Source organism: Alkalimonas cellulosilytica (assembly GCF_036325985.1).
In the GTDB taxonomy this organism is placed as follows: domain Bacteria; phylum Pseudomonadota; class Gammaproteobacteria; order Enterobacterales; family Alteromonadaceae; genus Alkalimonas; species Alkalimonas cellulosilytica.
This window is the reverse complement of record NZ_JAUHLI010000001.1, coordinates 354,573-378,535: the sequence shown is the minus strand read 5'-3', so window position 1 is coordinate 378,535 and position 23,963 is coordinate 354,573. Positions and strand designations below refer to the sequence as shown.

Sequence of the window (23,963 nt, the reverse complement as noted above, 5' to 3'; positions counted from 1 at the left end):
CTTAGGTCAACGACTTTTCCTTTTTTTCGTCCATACACTCGCTGGTCTCTGCTGGTTGGAGTTCCTTCTCTGCCGGCACGGTCAGCAAGGCTTCAGCTTTAGCCGGCGCGCCTGACAGCACAGCCCATCTACTCCGCCAATCGGGTGCTTGCTGCCAGTCTAGCCACATCAAACGCCACTCATCAAAGGTAATTACCAGCGGGTTGTTGGATTGAAAGTTGGTGGTAATACCATAGCGGCAAGGCTCTGTCTGGTCTTCCGGCTGGAAAGTACCAAATAACCGATCCCATACAATCAGCACACCGGCAAAATTTTTGTCGATGTACTTCGCATTGCAGGCATGATGCACCCGGTGATGTGAAGGTGTATTCAATACCCACTCCAGCCAGCCTAAATGCTGAATGGCCTGAGTATGCACAAAAAACTGAAAAGCCAGGTTAAGCGACACCACAGCCAGCACCAGCCAGGGTGAAAAACCAAGCAACATCATGGGCAACCAGAACAACCACATACCAGATACCGGATACATCAAGCTTTGACGAAACGCTGTGCTTAAATTCAACTCTCTGGAGCTATGATGCACGATATGGGATGCCCAGAACCAGCGAATATGATGCGATGCCCGGTGAAACCAGTAATACAAAAAGTCCTGCAGTACAAACGCCAGGACTAAGGTGTAGCCATTAAGCGGGATTTCAAACAGGCGGTACTGATGCAACCACCAATAAAAAGGCATCAGCACCAGTAAAGCCAGCAGCTCCCCCGCCTGATGCATCAGCGCCAAGACCGCATTGGCCAGTGTATCCCGCCAACGGTACCAATGGCGCCGCAGCCGCAAACCATACCACCATTCAAAGGCGACCAATCCCAGAAAAACCGGGCTTAGCGCCAACAAAATCCATTCAACCGGAATCATCCAGCACTGCCTCACTTAAGATTTATGCCATACTTATAGCAAAGTTCGCTACTAAGGGTAACGTTTCGCGGTCACTAAAGATGAATAAAAGGCAGACAATTTTACAACAGGCGATGTTCCTGGCTGAACACAGTGATTGGGAAAGTATCCGGCTACGGGATGTTGCCACTGGCATGAATATTCCTTTACTGGAGATCCATCAACACTTTTCGCAAAAAGACGACTTGGTGGATGCCTGGTTTGACTTGGCCGATCAGGCCATGCTGGCTTGCCAGCAGCAACCTGATTTTGAACACAACTCTGCTCAGGATAAGTTGCTCACAGCGATGATGCAGTGGCTGAATGCGATGGCATCGCACCGAAAAGTCACCCGACAGATGCTGTATTACAAGCTGGAGCCAGGCCATATTCACTTGCAGGCAGCCGCCTTACTTCGCATTAGCCGCACAGTACAATGGTTGCGGGAAATCGCCGATTTAAAGGCGCAAAATGTAAAACGCATCGAACAGGAGCTGGCTTTAACGGCTCTGTTCACATCTGGCTTTGTCCGCTGGCTGACAGCCCCCGAACCTGCTGTGACAGCAGCGCGTAACTGGTTAGAACGCGGCCTGCGACTCGGCCGCTGGCGAAACTTGTGGCATTAGCATCAGTATTCTTCTAAATAGTAGGTTATTTAAGGCTATTTTTGCCGCTTATTGTTCGTTTTCACCTTTGTTATAGTGATTGTTTCGTTCAACAAAGGGAGAAGATATGGGACTGCTAGTAGACGGACAATGGCAGGATCGTTGGTACGATACCAAGAAATCATCTGGCCGGTTTCAACGCCAGGATGCCAGCTTTCGCAATAACGTAACACCTTCTGAGCAAGTAGATGCCAGCCGCTATCACCTCTATGTGTCGCTCGCCTGTCCCTGGGCACACCGAACCTTGATTCTTCGTCAGCTCAAAGAGCTGCAGCCGCTGATTGATGTGACGGTCGTATCGCCCATCATGCTGGAGCATGGCTGGGAGTTTGACAGTGATGAGGGGGAAGCGGATCCTCTGTATGCAATGCACTATTTGCATCAGTTGTATACCAAAGCCAAACCGGACTACACAGGCCGCGTTACTGTGCCAGTGCTGTGGGATAAGCAAGCGCAACAACTGGTCAATAATGAGTCTGCTGATATTGTGCGTATTTTTAACCAGGCTTTTAACCTGCAAACCGGCAATCGACTGGATTTCTATCCTGCAAAACTGCAAGCAGCCATTGATGCCGTCAATGAATGGGTGTACCGGGATATCAATAATGGCGTGTACAAAGCTGGCTTTGCAACCAGCCAGGAAGCTTATCAGGAAGCATTCGATGCCTTGTTTAAGGCGTTGAATAGAGCCGAGCATCTGTTGCAGGAGCAACGTTTTCTGACCGGTGATTATCTGACGGAGGCCGATTGGCGCTTGTTTACTACTCTGGTGCGTTTTGACGCTGTGTATGTAGGTCACTTTAAGTGCAACAAACAGCGGATTGACGACTACCCTGCACTTAGCAATTATCTGCGTTCTTTGTATCAGTTGCCTGGCATCGCTGATACCGTCGATATGAACCATATTAAGCGTCACTACTACATCAGCCACCCGATGATCAATCCTACTCAGGTTGTACCGGTAGGGCCTGAACTGGACTTTACCAAAGCACACAACCGTGGTGACTGGAGATTAGAACAGGTTGTTTTAACCTGTGACGACTAAACGGCATCAATACAACTAGCCGGAGGGGATACTGGTTTCGCTTTTACCACTGCCAAGCCAGTACCCATCGCGAAACTTTTCTTGTAAAAATCGCAGTAACTCCGGCTCTGGAATGGCTTTGGAAAAATAAAAGCCCTGGGCAAAATCACAGTGATACTGGCGCAGAATACGCAACTGAGCACTACTCTCTACCCCTTCTGCGACCACTTTTAAATCCAGCTTTTGCACCATGGCAATGGTAGAGGTAATGATTTGGTAATCAGCATGGTTATCCAACATACCAAACAAAAAGCTTTTGTCGATTTTTATGGTATCAACCGGCATTTGTTTTAAATAACTTAGCGAAGAGTAGCCGGTGCCAAAATCGTCAATGGCAAAACCAAAGCCCATGGCTTTCAGCTGTTGCATGCTGCTTAGGGTTTCAGCGACGTTCTTTACCAAAGTGCTTTCAGTCAGTTCAAGCTCAAATTGACTGGCCAGCAGTTGGTATCGCTCTAGTTTTTGCTGCAAAAAATCGCATAAGTCAGGATCATCAAACTGATCAGCCGATAGGTTGATGGCAATTTTAAGATTACCATACCCCTGATCGGCCAACTGCCTGGCGATGATAAAACAGCGCTCAATCACCCAATAGCCCAAAGGAACCATCAGGTGGGAATTTTCAATCACACCGATAAAATCATCAGGCGGCACCATCCCACGTTCTGGATGCTGCCATCGGAGCAAAGCCTCAAAGCCAAATAAGCGTCCAGTAGCCACTTCGATTTGTGGTTGCAGGCTCAGGCTAAACTCTCCTTTTTCCAGGGCTCCGCGAACCTCGGACTCCAGCTGCAAGCGATACGCAAAAGCCTGGTACATTTCAGCGGTATAATGATGCCAGCTATTGCCTCCCTTAGCCTTGGCCTGGTACATCGCCAAATCAGCCTGACGGATCAGGTCTTCAGTGGGGGTGGCGCTATCGGATGTCAGACTGATGCCAATACTGGTCCCAACCTGAAAGCTTTCACCAACCACAATAAGCGGCTCTGCAAAAGCGGCCAGTACTGTGGCAGCTACCCTGTCCGTTTCCGTGGTATCCGTCATTTTGGTTAAAATAATAACAAATTCATCCCCACCAAAACGACAAACGGTATCGGCACTGTGAATACAAGCTCGCAAGCGTGTTGCTGCTTCCATCAAAAGTTGGTCACCAACAGCATGACCTCGGCTATCATTTACTTTTTTAAATTGATCGAGATCCAAAAATAACAAGCCAACATAAGCCGTTGACTCTTCCAGTGCTGCCAGTGCTTTTTTTAACTGATATTGCAGCATGTTCCGATTTGGCAATCCGGTCAGCAAATCATACATGGCGATGTTTTCCAGCTCTTGGGTATGTTGCTCGACCTGCTCATTCAACACTTCCAATTGCCAACTTAGTTTCAACGTCGCCTCATTGAGCGTGTCTACTTCATCCGTGAAAAAGGTAGATTGACGCTCGCTATCCAAACGAAAGCGGCTAAATTCCCTGTTGGCCAATAGTGGCAAGCGAGCAGCTAAGGTCATTAAGCGGGCACTGAGGCGTTGGGTAATGGCATAGGTCAGCAACGCCAGCAGTAAGAATGCCAACAACGCAATTAAAATAATGCGCTGTTGATAGTGCTGATTCGCCAGCACATAGTCGGTGATATCTTCAATCAGGATCAAATGAAACTGTCTGGGGTGTCGGGTATCCAGCGGCTGCATATGCGCAAAATAGTGCTGATGACCGGATTTCAGCCGTAGTCCATAACTGGCAATATGGTTGACATCGAGCATCTGCGGGAGCTCATAATACAAATCATTTAATAAGGACGCATTCGAGCTTGATAAAAGCAGTATTTCTGACGGCCGGGCTGTATCTGAACTCTGATGACTAACGATAGCAACTTCGGCTTGCAAAGACCGATTCAGATAGAACAGGATATCTACTAATGTGGTGGTCATGACTACCACAGCCATTTCATTGTCATCCAGCAACAGTGGCACCGCCAATGACTTCACGCAGTAATGATCACATAAGATATCACTTTGCGGCTGCTGCAAAATGAAAGCCTGTTGTACTAACTGTTCTACAGCCGCGGGGATGGCTGCCGAACTTTGAAACACAACCTCTGCAGGGTTGGCATACAACCAGACATGATCCACATTTAAATGCAAATGCAGGGTTTCTATTTGCTGCGCCAATGCCTGCTTAAAAGCGGTAAGCCCTGAGCCACTGGCGGATAACAAACTTAATTCCGCATACGACTCAACCCAAATCCGCAGTTGATTTTCAATCAACTGATTGTATTGACTAAATTGTTGTTCACCCAACACACGCTTATGCTGTTGCTGCTGAATGAACTCATCCTGCACACGCACCAATGAAAAGCTGGTAAGGCCAAAGGTCATGATAAAAAGCACCAACAACATGACGATCAGCAACTTCCATGGCAAGCTGATAAAGCGGCGCATGGTTTAGAACCAGTACATCAGTTGCAATGCCCACAACTGCCAGTAGCGATCCTGATTGGTGGCCAAATCAGGTAAAACACCGGGTGACAGCCGGCCAGTTCCCTCGATCCAGTGATGTTCAAGCTGCAGCCGGACACGGGGTGCCAGATCTTTGCTAGCTGCAAGGCTAATACTATGCTGATAACCAAAATAAGCTGGAATAGTGCCCTGAGAGCTTTGTTCTAACTGTTTTCCCCTACGATCATCTTTATTGGCTACAAAATAATCCAACGTCGCATTGAGCCGAAAATCGGGGCTGACTTTAAATAAGCCCTGCAGATAGCCTCCCTGGCCGAACTGCTGCACTTCAAACCCAGGCGCAAAGAAACCCTTGGTGTCCATTCGTTCCTGAAACAGTTCAGCCACCAACTGCCAGCGCTCTTGCAAATATTGTGCATTCAGCATAAACCTTTGCACCACAAAATCAGCATCCAGAAATGGCGATTCTCCAGCACTTCGGTAACTAAACTCAGAGTCGAGCAAGGAGACACCAAGTGTCCAGTTACTCAGCTCAGGTTGCCAAAACACACTAGCCTGATGTACATACTTTTGCCGTGACTTGCCTTGCACCTGATCACCAAGCAATAACCGGGTTTGCTTATCGGATAAAGGGGTAGCTCCCATACTCCAGTTCATCTCAAAATGCCCCGCAGCAGTATCAACACTGGCCTTGAAAGCCAAACCATCGCTACTGACCGCAATATCTCTGAACGTATCGAAATACACCGACTGAGGCAGCACAATGCTGGGGCGGGTCAGTGGGACATCACGGGTGCTGGAGTAGATCCAGTGTTGGTTTTTAAAACGTCCTGCATAAACGTTCAGCCGCCAATCCAATTGATTGACTAAGGCCCAGTCTACAAATAAATAATCCAACTTCAGACCGTCCGGATAACGATTTCCTCCATCCAGATAAACGACCTGCCCCGCCACACGCCAGTTGGGTTGCAGTTGCAAAGCGCCATTTAACCCAAGCTCCGTTAACGCCAAAGAAGGGTCACCACTGCGATTAATAAAGTTGCTTTTGTCGGCCTGAATAACCCCCTGTGCCAGAAAACCATGCCACTGCCATTCATGTGCCTGGCCAGGAGATACAAAACAGCACAGCACGGCAATAAGGCATGCCAAGGATCGTGAAGGAGGCAGTACCGCTGCCCGGTGATGTACGTTAAAGTATTTCAATGATACGAACCCCTGTGTCATCAGCACTGGCCGAGCGGTAACCGATACTGCCAGGTGTGAGTTGAATCAGCTTCACCAACTCCTGCTCCGATCCCGCTAGGTAAGGCCGGGTACCAATTCCGGAAAAGCTTAATCGATTCCAGATATTATCCAATTGATAAGGAAACATCCGTAGTTGTTCCTTACAAAAACTCTGATGCAATGGATGATCGTTGCTGAGCACGAAAACACGCACGGCGGAACCATCTGGCCATTGCGTCTGGCGCATGCTAAATAACGCCCGAAGCTGCGCAGGGTTTAGCTGCTGTAACTCAACTGTAGGATGGGCAATAACCTGGACCGCCTGGCTGGAAAGGCTTACGAAGAGAATCACGACCGAGAAAAAGTATTTAAACATGCTGCACCGGTACCAGAGTTCCAGATACGGCCAAAGTCCGACAAAGGCCAATTGGATCTGAATACATGTGAAACTGAACACAGTACGATCAGCTGCTTTGTCATCCTGCAAACAGTGCCTGTCGTACATACCGCACCATTTCATCGGAAAAACAGTGCCATAGCAAGCTGGATCATTCTTTTATTCGTTTATTATCATATTCCTGTTGACTGAATGCTCAAAAAATCAGTTTTTTTGCTCTATTTTTCACCAACTTAGCAAGAGGAACTTTGGCATTCAACAGACGTACTGCGTATACTGAGTAGTATGATGCACTAACCCAGGCTGGTAAAGCGAAAGCAGCAATTAGCCCAGTTCCGGACATCTGACTAAGGGCTATTGGCGTAATAGTCATCCAGATCATTCATCTATCAGGTAAACAGAGCCCATGCGTTATACCAATACAAAAAACTTCCAACACCAACAAACGGATAAAATCGGCGTTCTCCTTACCAACTTAGGGACGCCAGATGCTCCGACGCCCAAAGCACTTAGGCGTTACCTGGCTGAGTTTCTTTCAGATCCACGGGTCGTGGAAGTACCACGACTACTGTGGTGGCTTATCTTGCATGGTGTGATTCTGCGTATCCGTCCACGTCGTTCAGCCAAAGCGTACGCCACTGTATTTACCGACCAAGGCTCTCCACTGCTGTTCCATACGCAGCGGCAATGCGATGCAGTGCGTAAACAGTTGCAAACGCAAGGCCATCAACAATTGGAGGTTGCCTTTGCCATGCGTTATGGTAATCCCAGCATTCAAAGTGCTTTGAACGAACTCTTTGCAAAAGGCGTACGAAAGCTGCTGGTGCTGCCCCTCTATCCGCAATACTCAGCTTCAACCACAGCCTCTACCTTTGATGCCATCGCCAGAGATTTTATGCAACGACGTTGGCTGCCCGATTTTCGCTTTGTATCTCATTACCATGATTTCTCTCCCTTTATTGAGGCCGCCGCTCAGCAAATCGAAACGTTCTGGCAGCAGCATGGCCGGCCCGAGAAGCTGCTATTTTCTTACCATGGTATACCCAAACGGTATCTGCTGAATGGTGATCCTTACCACTGCGAGTGTTACAAAACGTCTCGTCTCATTGCTGAACGGTTGGGCTTAAACGAAAGCGATTACATCACCACCTTCCAGTCGCGTTTTGGCCGAGAGGAGTGGTTAAAACCTTACACCGACGAAACGCTGAAAAGCTTACCAAAGCAAGGCATCAAGAATGTGCAGGTTTTTTGCCCGGGTTTCTCTGCTGATTGCCTGGAAACCATTGAAGAAATAGCAGAAGAGAACAAAGACTACTTTATGCATGCTGGTGGTGAGCAGTACCATTACATTCCGGCACTCAACGATAATCCGGCGCATATCGATGCCTTGTGCCAGCTGATTGAAAGCAACCTGGCGAACTGGCAACTGCACCCTGATCCAGAGCGTCATTTAAGAGCTGGTAACATCGGTGCAGAGCAATAGCAACAGTGCAGCAGTGAGACGTTCATGACACCACGGATCGAGCCCGAGTTTGATTCAGCCCCCCTGCTAAAGCGCAAAGACTTTAGCACAGCAGCAGAAGAACGGTCGGTAGCCAAAGCGACCGCGAAACGTCGCTATTGGCCTTGGTTACTGCCATTGGCTCTGTTTTTGGCCGCGTGGCTGATTTGGCAGGAGATCCGTACCAGCTTTTATCAGGCACAGCTGCTGCATTATCTTGGTCGCAGCTTAAACAGCCATCTGACCCAGGGGCCGGCCAATGCCATCCAGTTTCCAACCTCAGGCCCTTACAACCAACAGCGTGGTTACAGTCTGGCTCCTCAGTGGCAGGCTAGTCTGGCAGAAAAAGGGTTTCGTATCACCGAGCAGCGTGCATTCTCACCAGCGCTGCTGCGTTACACCCAACTGGGCTTTTTCCCACCTTACGAGGAAAAACAGCAAACTGGCTTACAAATCAGGGATTGTCAGCTTGATACCATCTACCAGTTTGCCTACCCGCAGCGTCAATATGACGGCCTGCTGCAAATGCCAGCAATTATGCCGCAAATGTTGGCATTTATTGAAAACAAAAGCCTTCTAAGCGCTCCATCCCCCTTTCATAATCCAGCGATTGAGTGGCCCCGCTTGGGCTCTGCTATGCTTGGCCAGGGCCAGCAGTGGCTTGGTCGTAACGGCAATGCCGCTGGAGGTGGTAGCACCCTGGCAACTCAGTTGGAAAAATACCGGCACTCCCCTGCCGGACGTACCCATGGCTTCACCGATAAGTTTCGCCAAATGCTGTCCGGCAGTGTGCGGGCTTATCAGAGCTCTCCGGTCACCACAGCTCATCGAAACCAGCTACTGCTGCATTACATCAATACGGTGCCACTGGCGGCAGCACCTGGCTTTGGTGAAGTCCATGGTATTGCTGATGGGCTTTGGGCCTGGTTTGGTGCCGACTATCATCGTACCAGTCTGTTGTTAAGCGAGCTTGCAACCACCGAAGAAACCGCCATCGCTTTAAAACAGGTGCTGGCGCTGATGATTGCCCAGCGCCGTCCATCGTTTTATTTGCTGCAAGGGCATGCATCCTTGAATCAACTAACGGATTTGTACCTGCAGCTGCTGGCAGAAGAGCAACTGCTGGAGTATGAGCTGGTCACCTTAGCACTGAACACTCCCCTGCAGGTCTCCCCCCATCCCTGGCAAAGCAGGCATTTAAACCAGGATCATAAAGCCAGCCATCTGGTGCGTCAGCAGCTGGACCAACTGCTACAGCTTCGCCCCTACGATAGTGATCGGCTTGATCTTCAGATCACCAGCAGTTTGCATCTGGGCATGCAGCAACAAGTGGGACAGTTCTTACAACAACTTCGTAATCCGGAGGTCGCTTCAGCCCGGGGACTGGTAGGCCACCGGCTGCTCAATGCTGAGCAGCCGGGTAGAGTGGAATACAGTTTTGTGTTGTATCAACGCAAGCAGAATGGTTATCAGCTAAGGGTGCAGACCGATACCTCCACCGCAGCTTTTGATTTAAACAGCCAGAGCAAATTGGAGCTTGGCTCAACCGCGAAGTTACGGGTTCTGGTGAGTTATCTGGAAATAGTGGCCGAGTTGTATCAGCGCTATGCCGGTGAGTCGGCGACTGAGCTGCAACTGCTGGATATTGCACCTCAGGATCACATCAGTCGTTGGGTGATCGACCAACTGTTACTTTCACCGGATCAGGACTTGCCACAGTTGCTGCAGTTGGCACTGGATCGGCGTTACAGTGCCAACCCGGCGGAAAGTTTTTTTACCGGTGGCGGCCTGCATAGCTTTGGTAATTTTATGGCCGAAGACAACAACCGCACCCCTAGTTTGCTGGAAGCAACCCAAGAGTCCATTAATCTACCCTTTGTCCGCTTACTTCGTGACGTAATCAATTACAGCATTTACCACAAAGATACCCAGGGGCAGCAACTGCTGGCCGATGACGATGGCGCTCGCCGCTCCAACTACCTGAGCAGTTTTGCGGATCGGGAAGGAGCCAGCTACCTACAGCAATTCTGGCGAAAACACCGGCAGCAGGATAACAGCCAACGCTTGCAATTGTTGCTGCAAACATCCCGGCAACGAGCTGATCGGCTGGCTGCCATTTACTTGTGGCTGCACCCAGATGCCAGCCTACAACAATTGGACGACTTTCTGGCCAGAGAGTCGAGCGGTGGAATCAGCAGCAATCAACTGCAGCGTTGGCATCGAAGTTTCTCCGGCCGTCAGCTTAGCCTGCCTGATCACGCTTATCACGCCAGAGTGCATCCCCTTGAGCTTTGGCTGGTTGGCGTATTGCACCACCACCCCGACCTCAGCTGGCCAGAAGTCTTGTCGATGAGTGCGAAAGAACGGCAAGAGGTGTATCAGTGGTTATTCCGTACCCGTCACCGCAGCGCCCGGGATAATCGAATTAGCATCATGCTGGAAATCGAGGCATTCTGGGATTTGCATTACCGTTGGCAGCAGTTGGGCTATCCTTTTGATCACCTGGTTCCCTCACTGGCCACAGCGCTTGGCAGCTCGGGGGACCGCCCTGCCGCACTGGCAGAGCTGATGGCGATTATTATGAATGATGGTATCCGTTACCCCAGCCAGCCACTGCAGGAAATTTTGCTCGGAGAAGGCACTCCTTATCACACCCGCTGGCAGCAAGGTCAGCAGCAAGGGATCCGGGTGATGGAGCCCGAGGTCGCAGCGGTATTGCGCCAGGTGTTGCATCAGGTCGTACAAAACGGTACAGGCAGGCGGTTGCAAGGCAGTTACCTGCCGTTGGGACCAACAGGAGGTAAAACCGGTACCGGAGATAACCGGATTACTACAGTGAATAGCCGGGGCAACCGTATCGATCAGCGCAGCCTGAACCGGACCGCTACCCTGGTGTTTTACCTGGGCTCAGATTACTTTGGCACCTTAACGGCTTACGCCGCCGGTGCACAGGCCGAGCAATTGCGCTTTACCTCTGCACTGCCGGTGCAGGTGCTTAAGAGCATGGAGCCGGTATTGATGCCTTATTTGCAACAGGGATGCCCGCTGCCATAACCACCTGATTACGACCACCTGTTTTTGCCTGGTACAAAGCAGCATCTGCCCGGGCCAACCACTGTTCCCAGCTTTCTCCTGCTGCCAGTATGGCTACGCCGACAGAAGCACTCACCGCACGCTGGGTGCTGTGTAATTCTTCCGCTATCACAGCGCGCAGTTTTTCTGCCACCAGCTGCGCCTCTTCTGGCGTTATATCCTCCAACAGCACCACAAACTCCTCGCCACCGAAGCGATAAACCTGATCGCTAATACGGGTATGTTTGTGCAGTAGTTGCACCAACTCCACCAAAATCGCATCCCCAGCCTGATGCCCTTCACTGTCATTAATTTGCTTAAAATAGTCCAAATCAAACAACAGCATCGCGATATCTTTTTGCCGACTGCGCCGACCTGGCCCGGCAGCAAATTCCAGCGCCTGATCCAACTGACGCCGATTGGCTGCTCCGGTTAATGCGTCTTGGGCCGCCATCGACTGGAGTTGTCGCCGCTGCACCAACATCCGATAAGCGAATACGTAGGAAAAAAAGCTTGTTACCGCAGTAGTCACTACAAAGGAAACCAACTGAAAGCCATCGACAAACACCTGGCCTGGGAAAATAACAGCAAACAGCAACAAGGTAACCAGCACCAGCAGCAACAGCAGCAAAGCGCGTAATGGCGGCACCAAAAAGAAAATAAACACAATAAAAGGATAGGTCCAGAATAAGCCAACCGGCCCCAGGCCATAGACCACAATCACCACACCAGCGCAAAACATGCAGGCGACAAAAAAGCCGGCCGCTTTGGTATTTCCCGTCAACCAGGCATAGGCCACTGCCATCAGGGTAAATAGCACCAAAATACTGTCCACCACTGCAATCAAGTAGCTGCCATCCCAGTAACGGTAGATGGCATAAGGCGTTACGCAAACCAGCACCATGAACCCGACCAGGCTTAGCATCGCCAAATGAAAGTCTTGCTGCATTCGGGCAATCAAAACGACCTCTGCTGTTGTATTATCCAAGCCTACTATACGGACATCAGCAGCCTAAGTACAAGCTTAACTTGTCAGAGCTCTGGCCAATTGGGGGTAGTCGGCAATAACCCAATCCGCCTTGGCAGCAAACTGATGATTCGTTGTATTTAGCAACAAACAAGATTGAGCACCGGCATTTGCAGCCGTGGTTAAATCAAAATGGTAATCCCCTACATACAGTAAGCGATTGACGCCAGCACCATAGTGCGCAGCAATTCGATGCAAGCCTTCAGGATCGGGTTTAGCAGCACAGTCCTCACGGGTTAAAATCAATGAAATGGGGATGTGTAACTTCTGGATCATCCGCTGAGTGGCAGCCCGCATATTGCGGGTTAAAATGGCGGTAGGGATCGCCGCGGCATGGAGCTGACTCAGACAATCGAGCACGCCGGGTAGCACAATGGATCGCTCAGCTGCATCCATCTCATGCCGATGAATCACATCCAAAGCGTATTGACGACTGCGCTCATCCGGCAATAACGCCAGAGACTGCAACAAATCACTCGCATCGGGCCACCCAAGCTCCTGACGAATAGCGGCAAAATCAAGCGGGCTATCAACCAAGGTTCCATCGAGATCAAAAGCAACTACATCTATGTCAGCCCGTAACGAGCCGTTTAGCATCCGCATGGTGACATTACTCCGGCTAGAAAAATCGTCTTATCAATACAGCTCACTAGATTCAGGAGCGATCCCCAAACAACCATTGCCAGAAGCTGCGTTTACGCAACCGGTGGTACTCCACCCGCAAGCGATCGATTTGTTGCAGCTTTTGTTCGGCCTGAGCCAGCTCACCACTCAGCAGAGCCTGCTCAATCCCATCCAGCTTAGCGGCCACCCGCTGAAAACCCTCAATAAACTGCTCGGCCAGATCATCACGCATCGGCGCTTGCTGAGCCGCAGCAATGCCCTGTTGCATATGGCGCACGTGCACCAGACGTTGCTCGGTCGAGTTCGCCTCTACCGCCTGGCGATACTGAAATGAGAAGGTTTTCATGATGACTTCCAGGCTATCTGTCTGCGCGGTATAACCATACAGCTGACCACTCCAACCGACCAGAGCCACTAGCAATACCGCAGTGCTTTGTTTCATGGTGTTCCTCCAAAAAAATCACCACAAGATCCTACCATGTCACTTCCCGCGAGCCTAGCCAGAACGAAACTGGTATACTCACAAAAAAACCATCAGGATCCATTTATGACGCAATTTCCAGATGATGCCAATGGCGATATGTTGCAACTCCTGCTTGAAGCCGGCTTTGCACTTGAACAAAAGACTGAACTTGATTTTTATGTATTTTTTAAACGCCAGGAAAAAGCAGAAGCTGCACAGCCCGCTTTTTCAGCACAGTACTCCGAAGCCACACTAAGCCTGGCACTGGACAATGCCGGTCAGTGGGAGCTAAAGGTGACCCAGGAGCTAGCGCTCAGCTACCAGGCGATTACCGACTTTGAAACCGAGCTGGAGGCTTTGGCCAAAAAGTTTGGTGGTAAATACGATGGCTGGGGCGTACAAGAACCTGAAGAAACGACTTAACCAGCGATTTTGGCTGCCTGGCGCTGATAATGCAGGATCAGCGCAATTAAATAGACTTGCAACAAAGCCGTACCCAACAAGCCCAGCAGCGCCTGCCACTCGAGATATTTTTCGGTATACACATAAAGCGCCAGATTGCCCACAGCAAAGGCGCTCCAGCTAAGGGCTGACACACCAGCCGCATTTTTCACCCGCAGCAAATGCACTACCTGCACCAGAGTAGCCACCGGGAAAATAATGGCAGGTATCATCCCAACCCAATCTATCCAACTCATGGAGTGATCTCCTTTAACAAAAGGTATGAACCATGCATCCCAATCAACTGGAAAAAGCAAGCCATAAACTGCGGCCACTTAACAGTAAGCTGATCAAAAAAACCACCGCACCCATGCTATTTTGTCGCCAATTATTGCGGTATTGACCAAGTCGTGTTGTATTCATCACCGCCAGCAAACATAAGGTAATCACAGGCAGTAAAATGCCATTGGCCACCTGAGCAAACCAAATCACAGAGACAGGTCGCAGCCCCAACGAAGACACCACCACACCAATCAAAATAATGGTAAACCAGGTAAGTCGAAAGTGCTGATTCGATAGTTGCAAAATACCACGCAACGCATAAGCTGCCGCTAACGGAGCGGTTACGGCCGACGACAAACCTGCTGCAAGCAAGCCTAGTGCCATCAGGTAGGTTGCTAACCGGCCAAACAGAGGCTCCAGCGATACCGCCAAATCCGCAGCATTTTCAATGGCCAGGCCGCTGCCAAAATAAGCCGTCGCAGCGGTTGATACCACCGCCACCGAAATAAGCCCGCCAAGCGGAATGGAGGTGCGTATATCCGCATTGGATTGCTGCAGTGCTTTTGCTTTGTCCGGAGCTTGCTGCCATTTACTGGCGGAGCTGGCTGCATGCAAAAACAAAGAATACGGCACTACCGTAGTCCCTATCAGAGCAATGACCGTTAAGGTGGCACCGGTGGGAATCGTTGGCCAGAGCAGGCCTTGCACCATAGCAGAAAAATCTGGCCGGGTCAGCAACATGGTACTGACAAACGCCAGGCTCATCAGCAGCACCAAGCCAATCAGGCAGCGCTCTATCAGTTGGTAACTCCCGCGCCAAAGCACTAAAATCGCCATAACACCAATCAGCAAAGCCCAAGGATTTAAACCGGTATAAGCCCGGATGGTACGGATAAGCTGAGCATCCCCCCAAATCGCCTCAGCACCAAGACTGGCACCGGTAATGTTGCCTCCCTGATAGGCGCTATTGCCAATAACAACAGCAGCGACTACCAATGCAAACAACAGAAACTTAAGCAGCGGCTGGCTGACCAGCTGTCGCAAATTCTCGCCAAGCCCCATGCCTGTCACAATGCCAAGGCGCGCTGCCATTTCCTGCAAAATCATGGTGGCCAGTACAGAAAACAGCAAGGCCCATAGCAAAGCATAACCATAATTAGCGCCAGCCAAAGAGGCTGTCACCACCGTACCAGGGCCAATAAAAGCAGCCGCTACCAGAGTGGCAGGGCCAAGCCGGAACCAGGAACCCATAATACAGCATGTCCTTTCGAGCAAAGATTATCGCTTAGTATGCCTGTTGGTAGCTGCATTGCAATCGCCTCAACACAGTAAATATCGTAGAAGAAGCCCTTGTCTTTGGTTGCTGGCGTTAAGCGATCACCAGGGTAGGGTTTCCCTCCTTGATCCGAAACCACTAAATGAGTATCAACTAAAAAAACTGTTGATAAATAAAGCAATTGGCTTTCTAATCGATACTTGCTACTTTTAAAGTGTCGATGCTCATTCAGGAACGCTATGATTTTTTTTCTTCGTACAGCCCGACCACCACTCCCTGTTTTCTTGCTTTGGTTGAGTGCAGCATTTTGCTGTGTGCTGTTAACGCCACAGGCCTTTTCGATAGAAACCGATCCACAGCTTGAGCAACAGTTGGATGAGTACTTAAACAGCCTGGGGCAAGACCCTGAAGCATCGTCACTTCAGCTCAAGGCTATGGAGCAGCTGATACAGCCTGGTACCGCTCCCACCTCAGTCACCCGCTTTCATGCTATGAGAGTTTTTAACTTTTTATACGGCGACGATGAAGCCAAGTTAACCGATGCCCTTGAGCAACTCATCACGTTCGCCCGACAACACCCAAGCCCGGATGTGATGGGTGAAGCTCTGGCTACCAAAGTGGAAGTGCTGGTAACTCAGGGAAAGATGAATGAAGCCTACCAAACCATCGTCGAGTTGGAGTCCTATCTGGATGCAGTGAAACAACCCCGTATTCGTTATTACGCCAACAATCTTTTAGGACGAATTTATATCAGAGACAATCAGTTTGAGCAGGCCAGCAAACATTTACATGCAGCGATGGAAGCCGTGCTTGAAACCGACGATGGGCGTACCGACATCAGACGCACATTTTTACAAAGCCAACTGGCCCAATTGTATGCAGATATGCAAAATCTTGAGCAGGCTCTGGAGCTGATAAACCTGGCTATTGAGGGCATGCCAGATAGCATCAAGGATCATCTGGCTGAATACTATTTAACCAAAGGCTACATCGAAGGTGAGCTGGGTCAGCACGAAGCATCCATTCAAACGCATTACCGGGCACTGAAACAAGCACAGCAGTTTGGCTATCAAGGGATTGCGCTGCTTAGCCTGAATAATATCGGCGCCTCGCATATTCTGCTGCATCACTATGACCAGGCGATTGAGCCTCTGCAACAAGCGAATGAACTTGCCCTGCAGTTGGAAGATGAGTATACCCAACAACTGATCAGACTGAATCTTGGTTACATTCAGGTGATGCAGGGCAATTACGATCATGGCTTGCAGCAGATGCGTAGCAGCATCGAGTATTACCGTGAACATGGTCGTCGCTCCGACTTAGAGCGCTTCCTGACCGAGTTTGCCAAAGCGTTGAACCATGCAGGTTATCATGTCGAAGAGGCGGCTATTTTGCGTGAGCAACGGGAATTAAATAAAGAACTGTTCCAGGCTGATCGTGAGCGCATCCTGGCTGAAATGCAGCAACGTTATCAGGCGCGGGAGCAAGCGCATCATATTCAACGGCTGGAACAGGCCAATGCTCTGCAGGAGCGCACCATAGAGAACAAACAACTGCAAAACCGGCTGATTTTACTGGCTGCTTTTGCGACGGCTCTGGCGGGCATTTTGATGTGGCAACTGTACCGCAAGGTACGCCATGTTAACCGGCGGCTTAAAGAAGCGAACAAGCAACTCGAGTTTCAATCGCTGCGCGACCCGCTGACCGGCCTTTTTAATCGTCGCTCCTTTCAACAGCGCATGGCTAAACGTTGGCAACACAAAGAGCACCGCCATCATGGCGAAGAGCGCGATGCTTTGATTTTGCTGGATATCGACTTTTTCAAACAAATTAATGATCAGCATGGCCATGCTGCCGGTGACGAGATCCTGATCGAAGTGGCTAAACGCCTGACCCAGTCCCTGCGCCAACACGATCAGGCCATCCGCTGGGGTGGTGAAGAGTTTCTGTTGTATTTGCATCGCATCAGACCAAAAGATTTAACCACTCTGGTCGAGCGAACCTTGTATTTGCTGGCTGAAAAGCCCTTTACCGTCAACGGACAGCCTATCGTTGTTACCGCCACCGCCGGCTTTATTACCCTGCCCTTTGACGATATTCCGGAAGAGCAACTTAATTGGGAAAAAGCTTTGCAATTGGCTGATCTAGCCCTCTATGCCGGTAAATCCAAAGGCCGGAATCAGGCTTGCGGCGTTACCGGCCTTCACGTACCCTTAACGGACATTATGGCAAGCTTTGACGTGGAGAAAAACCAACCACTGACGCTGCAACAGCTCAAGTGCACTGAAGTGGCAGGCCCCAGCGTCAATCGCGCTTAGCCGTTTTAACCAAGGGAGAGTGCTCCGTGCAAGAAGAACTCCATATCAAGATCCGAAACCTTGAGGTGAGCGATTACCCACAATTAAAACGTCTGATGGATCGGATTTACACCGATTTGGGCGGTGCCTGGCCAAGACATACCATCGAGAAATTGATTCAGGACTTTCCGGATGGCCAATTTTGTGTGGTGGATCACGACACTATTGTGGGTGTCGCCTTGTCTTTGCAGGTTGATTACGACCGCTTTAGCAACCCCCATACCTACGATGAATTGATCAGCCAGCGGATGACCATCCTGAATAACCCGCATGGTGATGCCCTCTATGGCCTGGATGTCCTGATTGACCCCGATTATCGTGGTTATCGCTTAGGCCGACGCTTGTATGAAGTGCGCAAAGAACTGTGTCGCCAGCAAAACCTGCGCGCGATCCTCGCCGGCGGCAGGATCCCGAATTTTCATCAATACAGTGATGAAATGTCCGCTGCCGACTACCTTGAAGCGGTGAAACGCCGGGAAATTTATGATCCAATTCTGACCTTCCAGCTCTCCAATGACTTTCAATTAAAGCGCCTGCTAAAAAAGTATCTGCCCGAAGATGAAAAATCCCAGGGCTACGCCACCTTGCTGGAATGGAACAATATTTTCTATGAGCCACCTGGTCGCTTAATTGAAAGCCGTAAAACTCAAATCCGCATAGGTGCTGTGCAGTGGCAAATGCGTCAGGCCACCTCTGTGGATGAGGTCCTGCAGCAAGTTGAGTACTTCGTGGATGCACTATCCGACTACAAAAGCGACTTTGCGCTGTTTCCGGAGTTTTTTAATGCACCGCTGATGGGCCTTTGTGACAACAAATCCAACCAGACCGAAGCCATTCGGTTTCTGGCTGGGTTTACTGAGCGCTTCCGTCAGGAAATGTCCACTATGGCCGTGAGCTACAACATCAATATCATCACCGGCTCCATGCCCTTGTTGCTGGGTGATGATTTATTCAATGTCAGCTACCTATGCCGTCGTGATGGCACCGTTGAAATGCAAAGCAAAATCCATATTACACCGCATGAGCGTCGGGATTGGGTGATTCAAGGGGGCGACAAGCTACAGGTATTTCAAACCGATGCCGGCCGAATTGGCATACTAATTTGCTACGATGTGGAATTTCCGGAACTGAGCCGGTTACTGGCAGAGCAGGAAATGGACGTACTTTTTGTGCCATTCTGGACGGATACTAAAAATGGTTACCTGCGGGTACGCCACTGCGCTCAGGCCCGGGCCATTGAAGATGAGTGTTATGTGGTGATTTGTGGCAGTTGCGGCAACTTGCCTTCGGTCGACAATCTGGATGTGCAATATGCCCAATCGGCGGTATTCTCTCCATCTGACTTTGCCTTTCCACACGATGCGGTGATGTCGGAAACCACGCCAAATACTGAAATGCTGATGTTTTCCGATCTGGATTTGGATCGATTAAAGCAAATTCGCAATGAAGGCTCGGTAACGAATTTAAAAGATCGACGCCATGATTTGTATCAAGTAAGCTGGCTTGGTAAAAACAGCCTCAAAGAGACCTCTTCGACATGAAGCTTCTGATCACGACGATAGTTTTACTGGTACTGCAGTCTTTGCTGGTATTGAACTTCAGTACTCAGCTGGTACCTGCATCCATGCTGCAACTCTGGCTCCTGCTGCCGGCAGTTGCTGCCGCTGGTATTTGTATTTTTTTACACCTTCGTTATCAGTTAAAGAGGCTTTTCCCGCTGGCGACTTTGCTGATACACCTGTTGGCATTGCTGCCCTATATCGGTTTGGTGAACAACCCGGCAGAGGGCGAGCGTGCCATTCTGATCCTGGCGATGATCCCCCTTTATCAAAGTATTGCACTGTTGATTGTTGGCTTAATCGACTATGTACGTCGCCGCGAAGCCGGGAAACGCCTGGCGGCTCACCACAACCAACCATAGCGGCCAGCACAAGCAGATCGTGTTCTGTAACAAAATCAGATACACTTAGCCCATGGTGGTTTATCCTTTTCTTTTATGCACAAAGATCACATTTACGCTGAGCCGCTGGCGCACATTCAGGATTTTCGCTTTGACGATCAGGTAGCTGATGTTTTTCCGGATATGATTCAGCGTTCGGTACCGGGCTATCAGAGCATTATCCAAACCATTGGTCAGTTGACCAACCGCTACCAGCAAGCAGACAGTCATTTTTATGATTTAGGCTGCTCTTTGGGGGCTGCCAGCCTGGCAATGCGGCGCAATATTAGTATGACCGGCTGTAAAATCATAGCGGTTGATAACAGTACCGCCATGGTGCAACGTTGTCAGCGTCACCTCGAGGCTTTTCGCTCAGAGGTGCCGGTTGAGGTGATTGAGGGCGATATTCGTGAGCTGGCGCTCAGTAACGCTGCCATGGTGGTGGTGAACTTCACATTGCAGTTTTTAGCCAGACAAGACAGAGCCAGCCTGCTGACACGCATTTATCAGGCACTGAAACCCGGTGGCATTTTGTTGTTATCGGAAAAAATCATTAGCCCGCAGCCATGCAGCAACCAACTTTTGGTTGATTTGCATCACGACTTTAAACGGGCCAATGGTTACAGTGAGCTTGAAATCAGCCAAAAACGCACTGCCCTTGAACATGTGATGCAGCCCGATAGCATCGAAGCACACCAGCAGCGCATGCAGCAAGCCGGCTTTGCAGAAAGCACGGTTTGGTTTCAGTGTTTTAATTTCTGCTCCATGATTGCTTTTAAACAGCCCTGAGTACACATGACCGATTTATTTACCCCGTTTTACCAGCAAATCGCCAGCAACCGCTTGGCTCACTGGCTACAAACCCTACCCGCGCAACTGGCCCATTGGCAAAAAGATGCTCTGCATGGTGATTTTCATCGCTGGCAAAAAGTGCTGGCGCAGCTGCCTGAAACTTCCGTCTCACAGATTGAGCTGTCGGATACCATTAGGTTTGGCCTGGCCGATGCAATTGATGAGGGACAACGCAAACGGATTGAGTATTTACTTCGCCAACTGATGCCCTGGCGCAAAGGGCCTTTCAATATTCATGGCATCCAGATTGACACCGAGTGGCGTTCAGACTGGAAATGGCATCGGCTGCAACCGCATATTCAATCACTGAAACACCGTTTTGTGCTGGACGTAGGTTGTGGCAGCGGCTATCACCTGTGGCGTATGCGTGAAGCAGAAGCTGATTTTGTGGTCGGTATCGACCCATCACAGCTCTTTTACAGCCAGTTTGAAGCCATTAAACACTTTAACCCCGATCCCAAGGTGCATTTACTCCCGATTGGCTGCGACGACTTACCTGAATTACAAGCCTTTGATACCGTGTTTTCGATGGGGGTGCTGTACCACCGCCGCTCACCGCTGGAGTTTTTACAACAGCTAAAAATGCAGCTGCGCCCGGGAGGCGAACTGGTGCTGGAGACCTTGGTGGTGGAAGGCGATGAGCACACCGTACTGGTACCGGGTGAGCGCTACGCCAAGATGCGCAATGTCTGGTTTATCCCAAGTTGCGCCGCTTTGTGTCACTGGCTAAAACGGCTTGGATTTAAAAACCCCCGGGTAGTGGACTGCTCTCACACCAGTGTGCAGGAACAGCGAGCTACCGCCTGGATGGAAAATGAAAGTTTAATTGATTTTCTCGACCCAAATGACCATAGTAAAACGATTGAAGGTTACCCAGCGCCGCTTCGGGCAGTGATTGTTGCCGAACGCTAACAGCAGATACCCATAGGAGAGCGACTGTTTCATGCCTTATCGCCCTAAAACTACCATTGAGCAATGGCGTATCCTGCAAGCGGTTGTTGATGCAGGTGGCTATGCCCAGGCAGCTGATTTGCTGAATAAAAGCCAGTCCTCTTTAAACCATGCCGTAGCCAAACTGCAAAGCATGCTCGGGGTCGAGTTATTAGAGGTTAAAGGACGTAAAGCGTTTTTAACCGAAGCTGGTGAGGTGATGCTACGACGCTCTCGCATGGTAACCCAACAAATCGAAGATCTGGAACGTTTGGCCGACACCATTGATAAAGGCTGGGAACCGGAAATTCGTATCGCTGTGGAATTGGCTTACCCCAAACAATATTTGTATCAAGCGCTGCTGCAGTTTTACCCACAAAGCCGCGGTAGCCGGGTACAAATCATTGATGCCGTGCTCACTGGCACCGCTGAAATCATTCAGGAGAAACGTGCTGATCTGGTGATCACCGGCCTGGTGCCTAAAGGTCACTTAGGCGAGCCCTTGTATGTGACCCGCTTTATTCCGGTAGTCGGCAGCCAGCACCCGCTGGCAGAGCATAGCAAGTTGGAACTGGCTGAGCTTAGCCAGCAACTGCAAATCGTGATCCGTGATACGGCACAAAAACCACAGGAGCAAGGTGGCTGGTTAAAGTCCGAACAGCGCTGGACCGTCGATAACTTTTACGAAGCCATCGAAATTCTACAACTAGGGCTTGGCTTTTGCTGGCTGCCAGATTACACCGTGCAAGCAGGTTTAAAAGACGGTAGCCTGAAAGTGCTGCAACTGGCCAGTGGAGGAGAAAAGCTCGCCCCCATGGCTTTATTAAGCCCATACGAAGAACAATTGGGCCCCGGCAGTAAGCTGTTACGTCAGTGTCTGTTAGCAGCCCATCAATCGGAACAAACCAGGGAGAATCTATGCACGATCAACAGCTCAGGGACCTGATGGTTCAGTCGGCCAATGATGCCGTCAATTACGCCAGTGAAGAGTTCCAGCTGGAGCTGGACTTTAGCAGAGAGAGTCTGCTGCAACTGGATAGCTTAGTGTCTGCTTTGCACCAGCGGCAGAAAAAACAAGCGCACGCTCATGACTTACTGTTTACTTTGTGTACCATCCTGGGAGCTTACACGGGTGAAGTCTTTCGCCGCGAGCTCGGCGGTGAATGGTTTCACGATAAAAGCACACAAGATGCCCCCTACCTGTGCCTGACCTACCTTGACAAAGAATTTCCTTTTGCATCAGTTGTTTACCATAAAATCATGCAGGATGACAGCATCAGTATTGCCGGTTATGTCGAGCAGGCCATGGCAAATGCTACCCAGTAATGCTTTTGTCGCAATGATTATGCAGGTAAAATAGCGACCATTTTCAGCCCTTGTTCAATTGAGGAATGCCGTGAGCAACCAAAATCCATCCCTAAGTTACAAAGACGCCGGTGTCGATATCGATGCAGGTAACGCTCTGGTCGATCGTATTAAGGGGGCAGTCAAACGCACCCATCGCCCTGAAGTCATGGGTGGCTTAGGTGGTTTCGGTGCCCTGTGCCAAATCCCGGCTGGCTACAAAGAGCCAGTATTGGTCTCAGGCACCGATGGTGTGGGTACCAAGCTGCGTTTAGCAATGGATTTAAAACGCCATGATGGGGTTGGTGTTGACCTGGTTGCTATGTGCGTCAATGACTTGATTGTACAAGGCGCAGAACCTTTGTTTTTCCTGGATTACTACGCTACTGGTAAGCTGGATGTGGACACAGCGGCAACCGTGGTGGAAGGCATTGCCGATGGCTGTGCCCAATCAGGCTGTGCTTTGGTGGGTGGTGAAACGGCCGAAATGCCAGGCATGTACCATGGTGATGATTACGACATCGCTGGCTTTTGTGTGGGTGTGGTTGAAAAATCAGAGCTGATTGATGGCAGCAAGGTACAAGCCGGCGATCAACTGATCGCGTTGGCATCATCCGGCCCGCATTCCAATGGTTTCTCTTTGATCCGTAAGATCCTGGAGGTCAGTGGTCAGTCAGCAGATACCGAGCTAGCCGGTAAGCCGATTGCCGATCATTTGCTGGAACCCACCCGGATTTATGTAAAAAACCTGCTCAGCCTGATTAAACAGCACCCGGTTCATGCTCTGTGCCATATCACGGGTGGTGGTTTTTGGGAGAACATTCCCCGTGTTTTACCAGAAGGTAGCAAAGCAGTGATCAATGGGAGTAGCTGGCAATGGCCAGCCATCTTTACCTGGTTGCAGCAACAAGGCAATGTCACAACCCATGAAATGTACCGTACCTTCAACTGCGGTGTTGGCATGATTGTGGTGGTGCCTGCCGAGGCGCTACCTGCCGCTTTGACCATGCTGCAACAGGCTGGTGAAACGGCCTGGCACCTGGGCGAGATCCAGACTGCTACCGACAGTGAAGAGCAAGTGATCATCCGTTAAGGGC

At 50.1% G+C, this 23,963-nt stretch carries 22 protein-coding genes; 13 read left to right on the top strand and 9 right to left on the bottom strand.

Annotated features, from left to right (window positions below):
* Position 1: 1 nt before the first annotated feature.
* Positions 2 to 916, bottom strand: coding sequence for a sterol desaturase family protein (locus tag QWY20_RS01760; protein WP_407935384.1), 915 nt, complete (start codon positions 914 to 916; stop codon positions 2 to 4).
* Between the two features lie 80 nt (positions 917 to 996).
* Here QWY20_RS01760 and QWY20_RS01755 point away from each other — a divergent pair, with 80 nt between their 5' ends.
* Together QWY20_RS01755 and QWY20_RS01750 are read left to right on the top strand one after the other, a co-directional pair.
* Entirely contained in the window at positions 997 to 1,560 is a 564-nt protein-coding gene (locus tag QWY20_RS01755) for a TetR/AcrR family transcriptional regulator (RefSeq protein WP_330127314.1), read from the top strand.
* Between the two features lie 106 nt (positions 1,561 to 1,666).
* On the top strand, positions 1,667 to 2,644 hold the full coding sequence (locus tag QWY20_RS01750) for a glutathione S-transferase family protein (RefSeq protein ID WP_330127313.1): 978 nt from the start codon (positions 1,667 to 1,669) through the stop codon (positions 2,642 to 2,644).
* 15 nt (positions 2,645 to 2,659) lie between these two features.
* Here the strand turns inward: QWY20_RS01750 and QWY20_RS01745 are convergent, their stop codons facing one another.
* The 3 genes from QWY20_RS01745 to QWY20_RS01735 are packed head-to-tail and all read right to left on the bottom strand — an operon-like array spanning position 2,660 to position 6,737.
* A complete protein-coding gene (locus QWY20_RS01745) occupies positions 2,660 to 5,119 on the bottom strand; it encodes a putative bifunctional diguanylate cyclase/phosphodiesterase (RefSeq protein WP_330127312.1) in 2,460 nt (819 codons plus the stop codon).
* A 3-nt stretch (positions 5,120 to 5,122) separates the two neighbouring features.
* Positions 5,123 to 6,340, bottom strand: a complete 1,218-nt coding sequence (locus QWY20_RS01740; RefSeq protein WP_330127311.1) for a hypothetical protein — start codon at positions 6,338 to 6,340, stop codon at positions 5,123 to 5,125.
* Positions 6,327 to 6,737 (bottom strand): hypothetical protein, encoded by a 411-nt coding sequence (locus QWY20_RS01735; RefSeq protein WP_330127310.1) that lies wholly within the window; start codon positions 6,735 to 6,737, stop codon positions 6,327 to 6,329. Before QWY20_RS01735 ends, QWY20_RS01740 begins: the two co-directional genes overlap by 14 nt.
* A gap of 427 nt (positions 6,738 to 7,164) precedes the next feature.
* Between QWY20_RS01735 and hemH the strand changes: the two genes are divergently transcribed.
* Both hemH and QWY20_RS01725 read left to right on the top strand, forming a co-directional pair.
* A complete protein-coding gene (gene hemH / locus QWY20_RS01730; protein WP_330127309.1) occupies positions 7,165 to 8,241 on the top strand; it encodes a ferrochelatase in 1,077 nt (358 codons plus the stop codon).
* A 24-nt stretch (positions 8,242 to 8,265) separates the two neighbouring features.
* Positions 8,266 to 11,313, top strand: a complete 3,048-nt coding sequence (locus QWY20_RS01725) for a transglycosylase domain-containing protein (RefSeq protein WP_330127308.1) — start codon at positions 8,266 to 8,268, stop codon at positions 11,311 to 11,313.
* Here QWY20_RS01725 and QWY20_RS01720 read toward each other — a convergent pair.
* The 3 genes from QWY20_RS01720 to QWY20_RS01710 all read right to left on the bottom strand — a co-directional run bounded on the left by QWY20_RS01720 (position 11,255) and on the right by QWY20_RS01710 (position 13,424).
* The gene (locus tag QWY20_RS01720) at positions 11,255 to 12,292 is read right to left on the bottom strand and encodes a GGDEF domain-containing protein (protein ID WP_330127307.1); all 1,038 of its coding nucleotides are present in this window, start codon (positions 12,290 to 12,292) and stop codon (positions 11,255 to 11,257) included. The two genes, QWY20_RS01725 and QWY20_RS01720, sit on opposite strands and share 59 nt — an antisense overlap.
* Before the next feature lie 63 nt (positions 12,293 to 12,355).
* Positions 12,356 to 12,961 (bottom strand): HAD family hydrolase, encoded by a 606-nt coding sequence (locus QWY20_RS01715; RefSeq protein ID WP_330127306.1) that lies wholly within the window; start codon positions 12,959 to 12,961, stop codon positions 12,356 to 12,358.
* Between the two features lie 52 nt (positions 12,962 to 13,013).
* Positions 13,014 to 13,424 carry a cytochrome b562 gene (locus QWY20_RS01710; protein ID WP_330127305.1) on the bottom strand — a complete coding sequence of 137 codons (411 nt, stop codon included), beginning with the start codon at positions 13,422 to 13,424 and terminating at the stop codon, positions 13,014 to 13,016.
* 105 nt (positions 13,425 to 13,529) lie between these two features.
* Between QWY20_RS01710 and QWY20_RS01705 the strand changes: the two genes are divergently transcribed.
* Complete coding sequence (locus tag QWY20_RS01705) at positions 13,530 to 13,868, top strand: ribonuclease E inhibitor RraB (RefSeq protein WP_330127304.1); 339 nt, start codon at positions 13,530 to 13,532, stop codon at positions 13,866 to 13,868.
* On the opposite strand, the gene QWY20_RS01700 is transcribed toward QWY20_RS01705, so the two are convergent.
* Positions 13,865 to 14,143, bottom strand: coding sequence for a hypothetical protein (locus QWY20_RS01700; RefSeq protein WP_330127303.1), 279 nt, complete (start codon positions 14,141 to 14,143; stop codon positions 13,865 to 13,867). The two genes, QWY20_RS01705 and QWY20_RS01700, sit on opposite strands and share 4 nt — an antisense overlap.
* 43 nt (positions 14,144 to 14,186) lie before the next feature.
* Complete coding sequence (locus tag QWY20_RS01695) at positions 14,187 to 15,419, bottom strand: Nramp family divalent metal transporter (protein WP_330127302.1); 1,233 nt, start codon at positions 15,417 to 15,419, stop codon at positions 14,187 to 14,189.
* Between the two features lie 264 nt (positions 15,420 to 15,683).
* On the opposite strand from QWY20_RS01695, the gene QWY20_RS01690 reads away from it, so the two are divergent.
* The 8 genes from QWY20_RS01690 (at position 15,684) to purM (ending at position 23,959) form a co-directional block, all read left to right on the top strand.
* Positions 15,684 to 17,762, top strand: a complete 2,079-nt coding sequence (locus QWY20_RS01690; RefSeq protein ID WP_330127301.1) for a tetratricopeptide repeat-containing diguanylate cyclase — start codon at positions 15,684 to 15,686, stop codon at positions 17,760 to 17,762.
* 26 nt (positions 17,763 to 17,788) lie between these two features.
* Positions 17,789 to 19,342, top strand: coding sequence for a bifunctional GNAT family N-acetyltransferase/carbon-nitrogen hydrolase family protein (locus QWY20_RS01685; protein WP_330127300.1), 1,554 nt, complete (start codon positions 17,789 to 17,791; stop codon positions 19,340 to 19,342).
* Entirely contained in the window at positions 19,339 to 19,722 is a 384-nt protein-coding gene (locus QWY20_RS01680) for a hypothetical protein (protein ID WP_330127299.1), read from the top strand. Before QWY20_RS01685 ends, QWY20_RS01680 begins: the two co-directional genes overlap by 4 nt.
* A gap of 75 nt (positions 19,723 to 19,797) precedes the next feature.
* Positions 19,798 to 20,529, top strand: coding sequence for a carboxy-S-adenosyl-L-methionine synthase CmoA (gene cmoA, locus QWY20_RS01675; RefSeq protein ID WP_330127298.1), 732 nt, complete (start codon positions 19,798 to 19,800; stop codon positions 20,527 to 20,529).
* A 6-nt stretch (positions 20,530 to 20,535) separates the two neighbouring features.
* Positions 20,536 to 21,504: a tRNA 5-methoxyuridine(34)/uridine 5-oxyacetic acid(34) synthase CmoB gene (gene cmoB / locus QWY20_RS01670; protein WP_330127297.1), complete on the top strand. Its 969-nt coding sequence runs from the start codon at positions 20,536 to 20,538 to the stop codon at positions 21,502 to 21,504.
* 31 nt (positions 21,505 to 21,535) lie between these two features.
* Positions 21,536 to 22,468: a LysR family transcriptional regulator gene (locus QWY20_RS01665; protein WP_330127296.1), complete on the top strand. Its 933-nt coding sequence runs from the start codon at positions 21,536 to 21,538 to the stop codon at positions 22,466 to 22,468.
* Complete coding sequence (locus QWY20_RS01660; protein WP_330127295.1) at positions 22,441 to 22,848, top strand: hypothetical protein; 408 nt, start codon at positions 22,441 to 22,443, stop codon at positions 22,846 to 22,848. The genes QWY20_RS01665 and QWY20_RS01660 overlap by 28 nt, the downstream gene beginning before the upstream one ends.
* Positions 22,849 to 22,918: 70 nt before the next feature.
* Entirely contained in the window at positions 22,919 to 23,959 is a 1,041-nt protein-coding gene (purM, locus tag QWY20_RS01655; RefSeq protein WP_330127294.1) for a phosphoribosylformylglycinamidine cyclo-ligase, read from the top strand.
* The last annotated feature ends 4 nt before the right edge of the window (positions 23,960 to 23,963 follow it).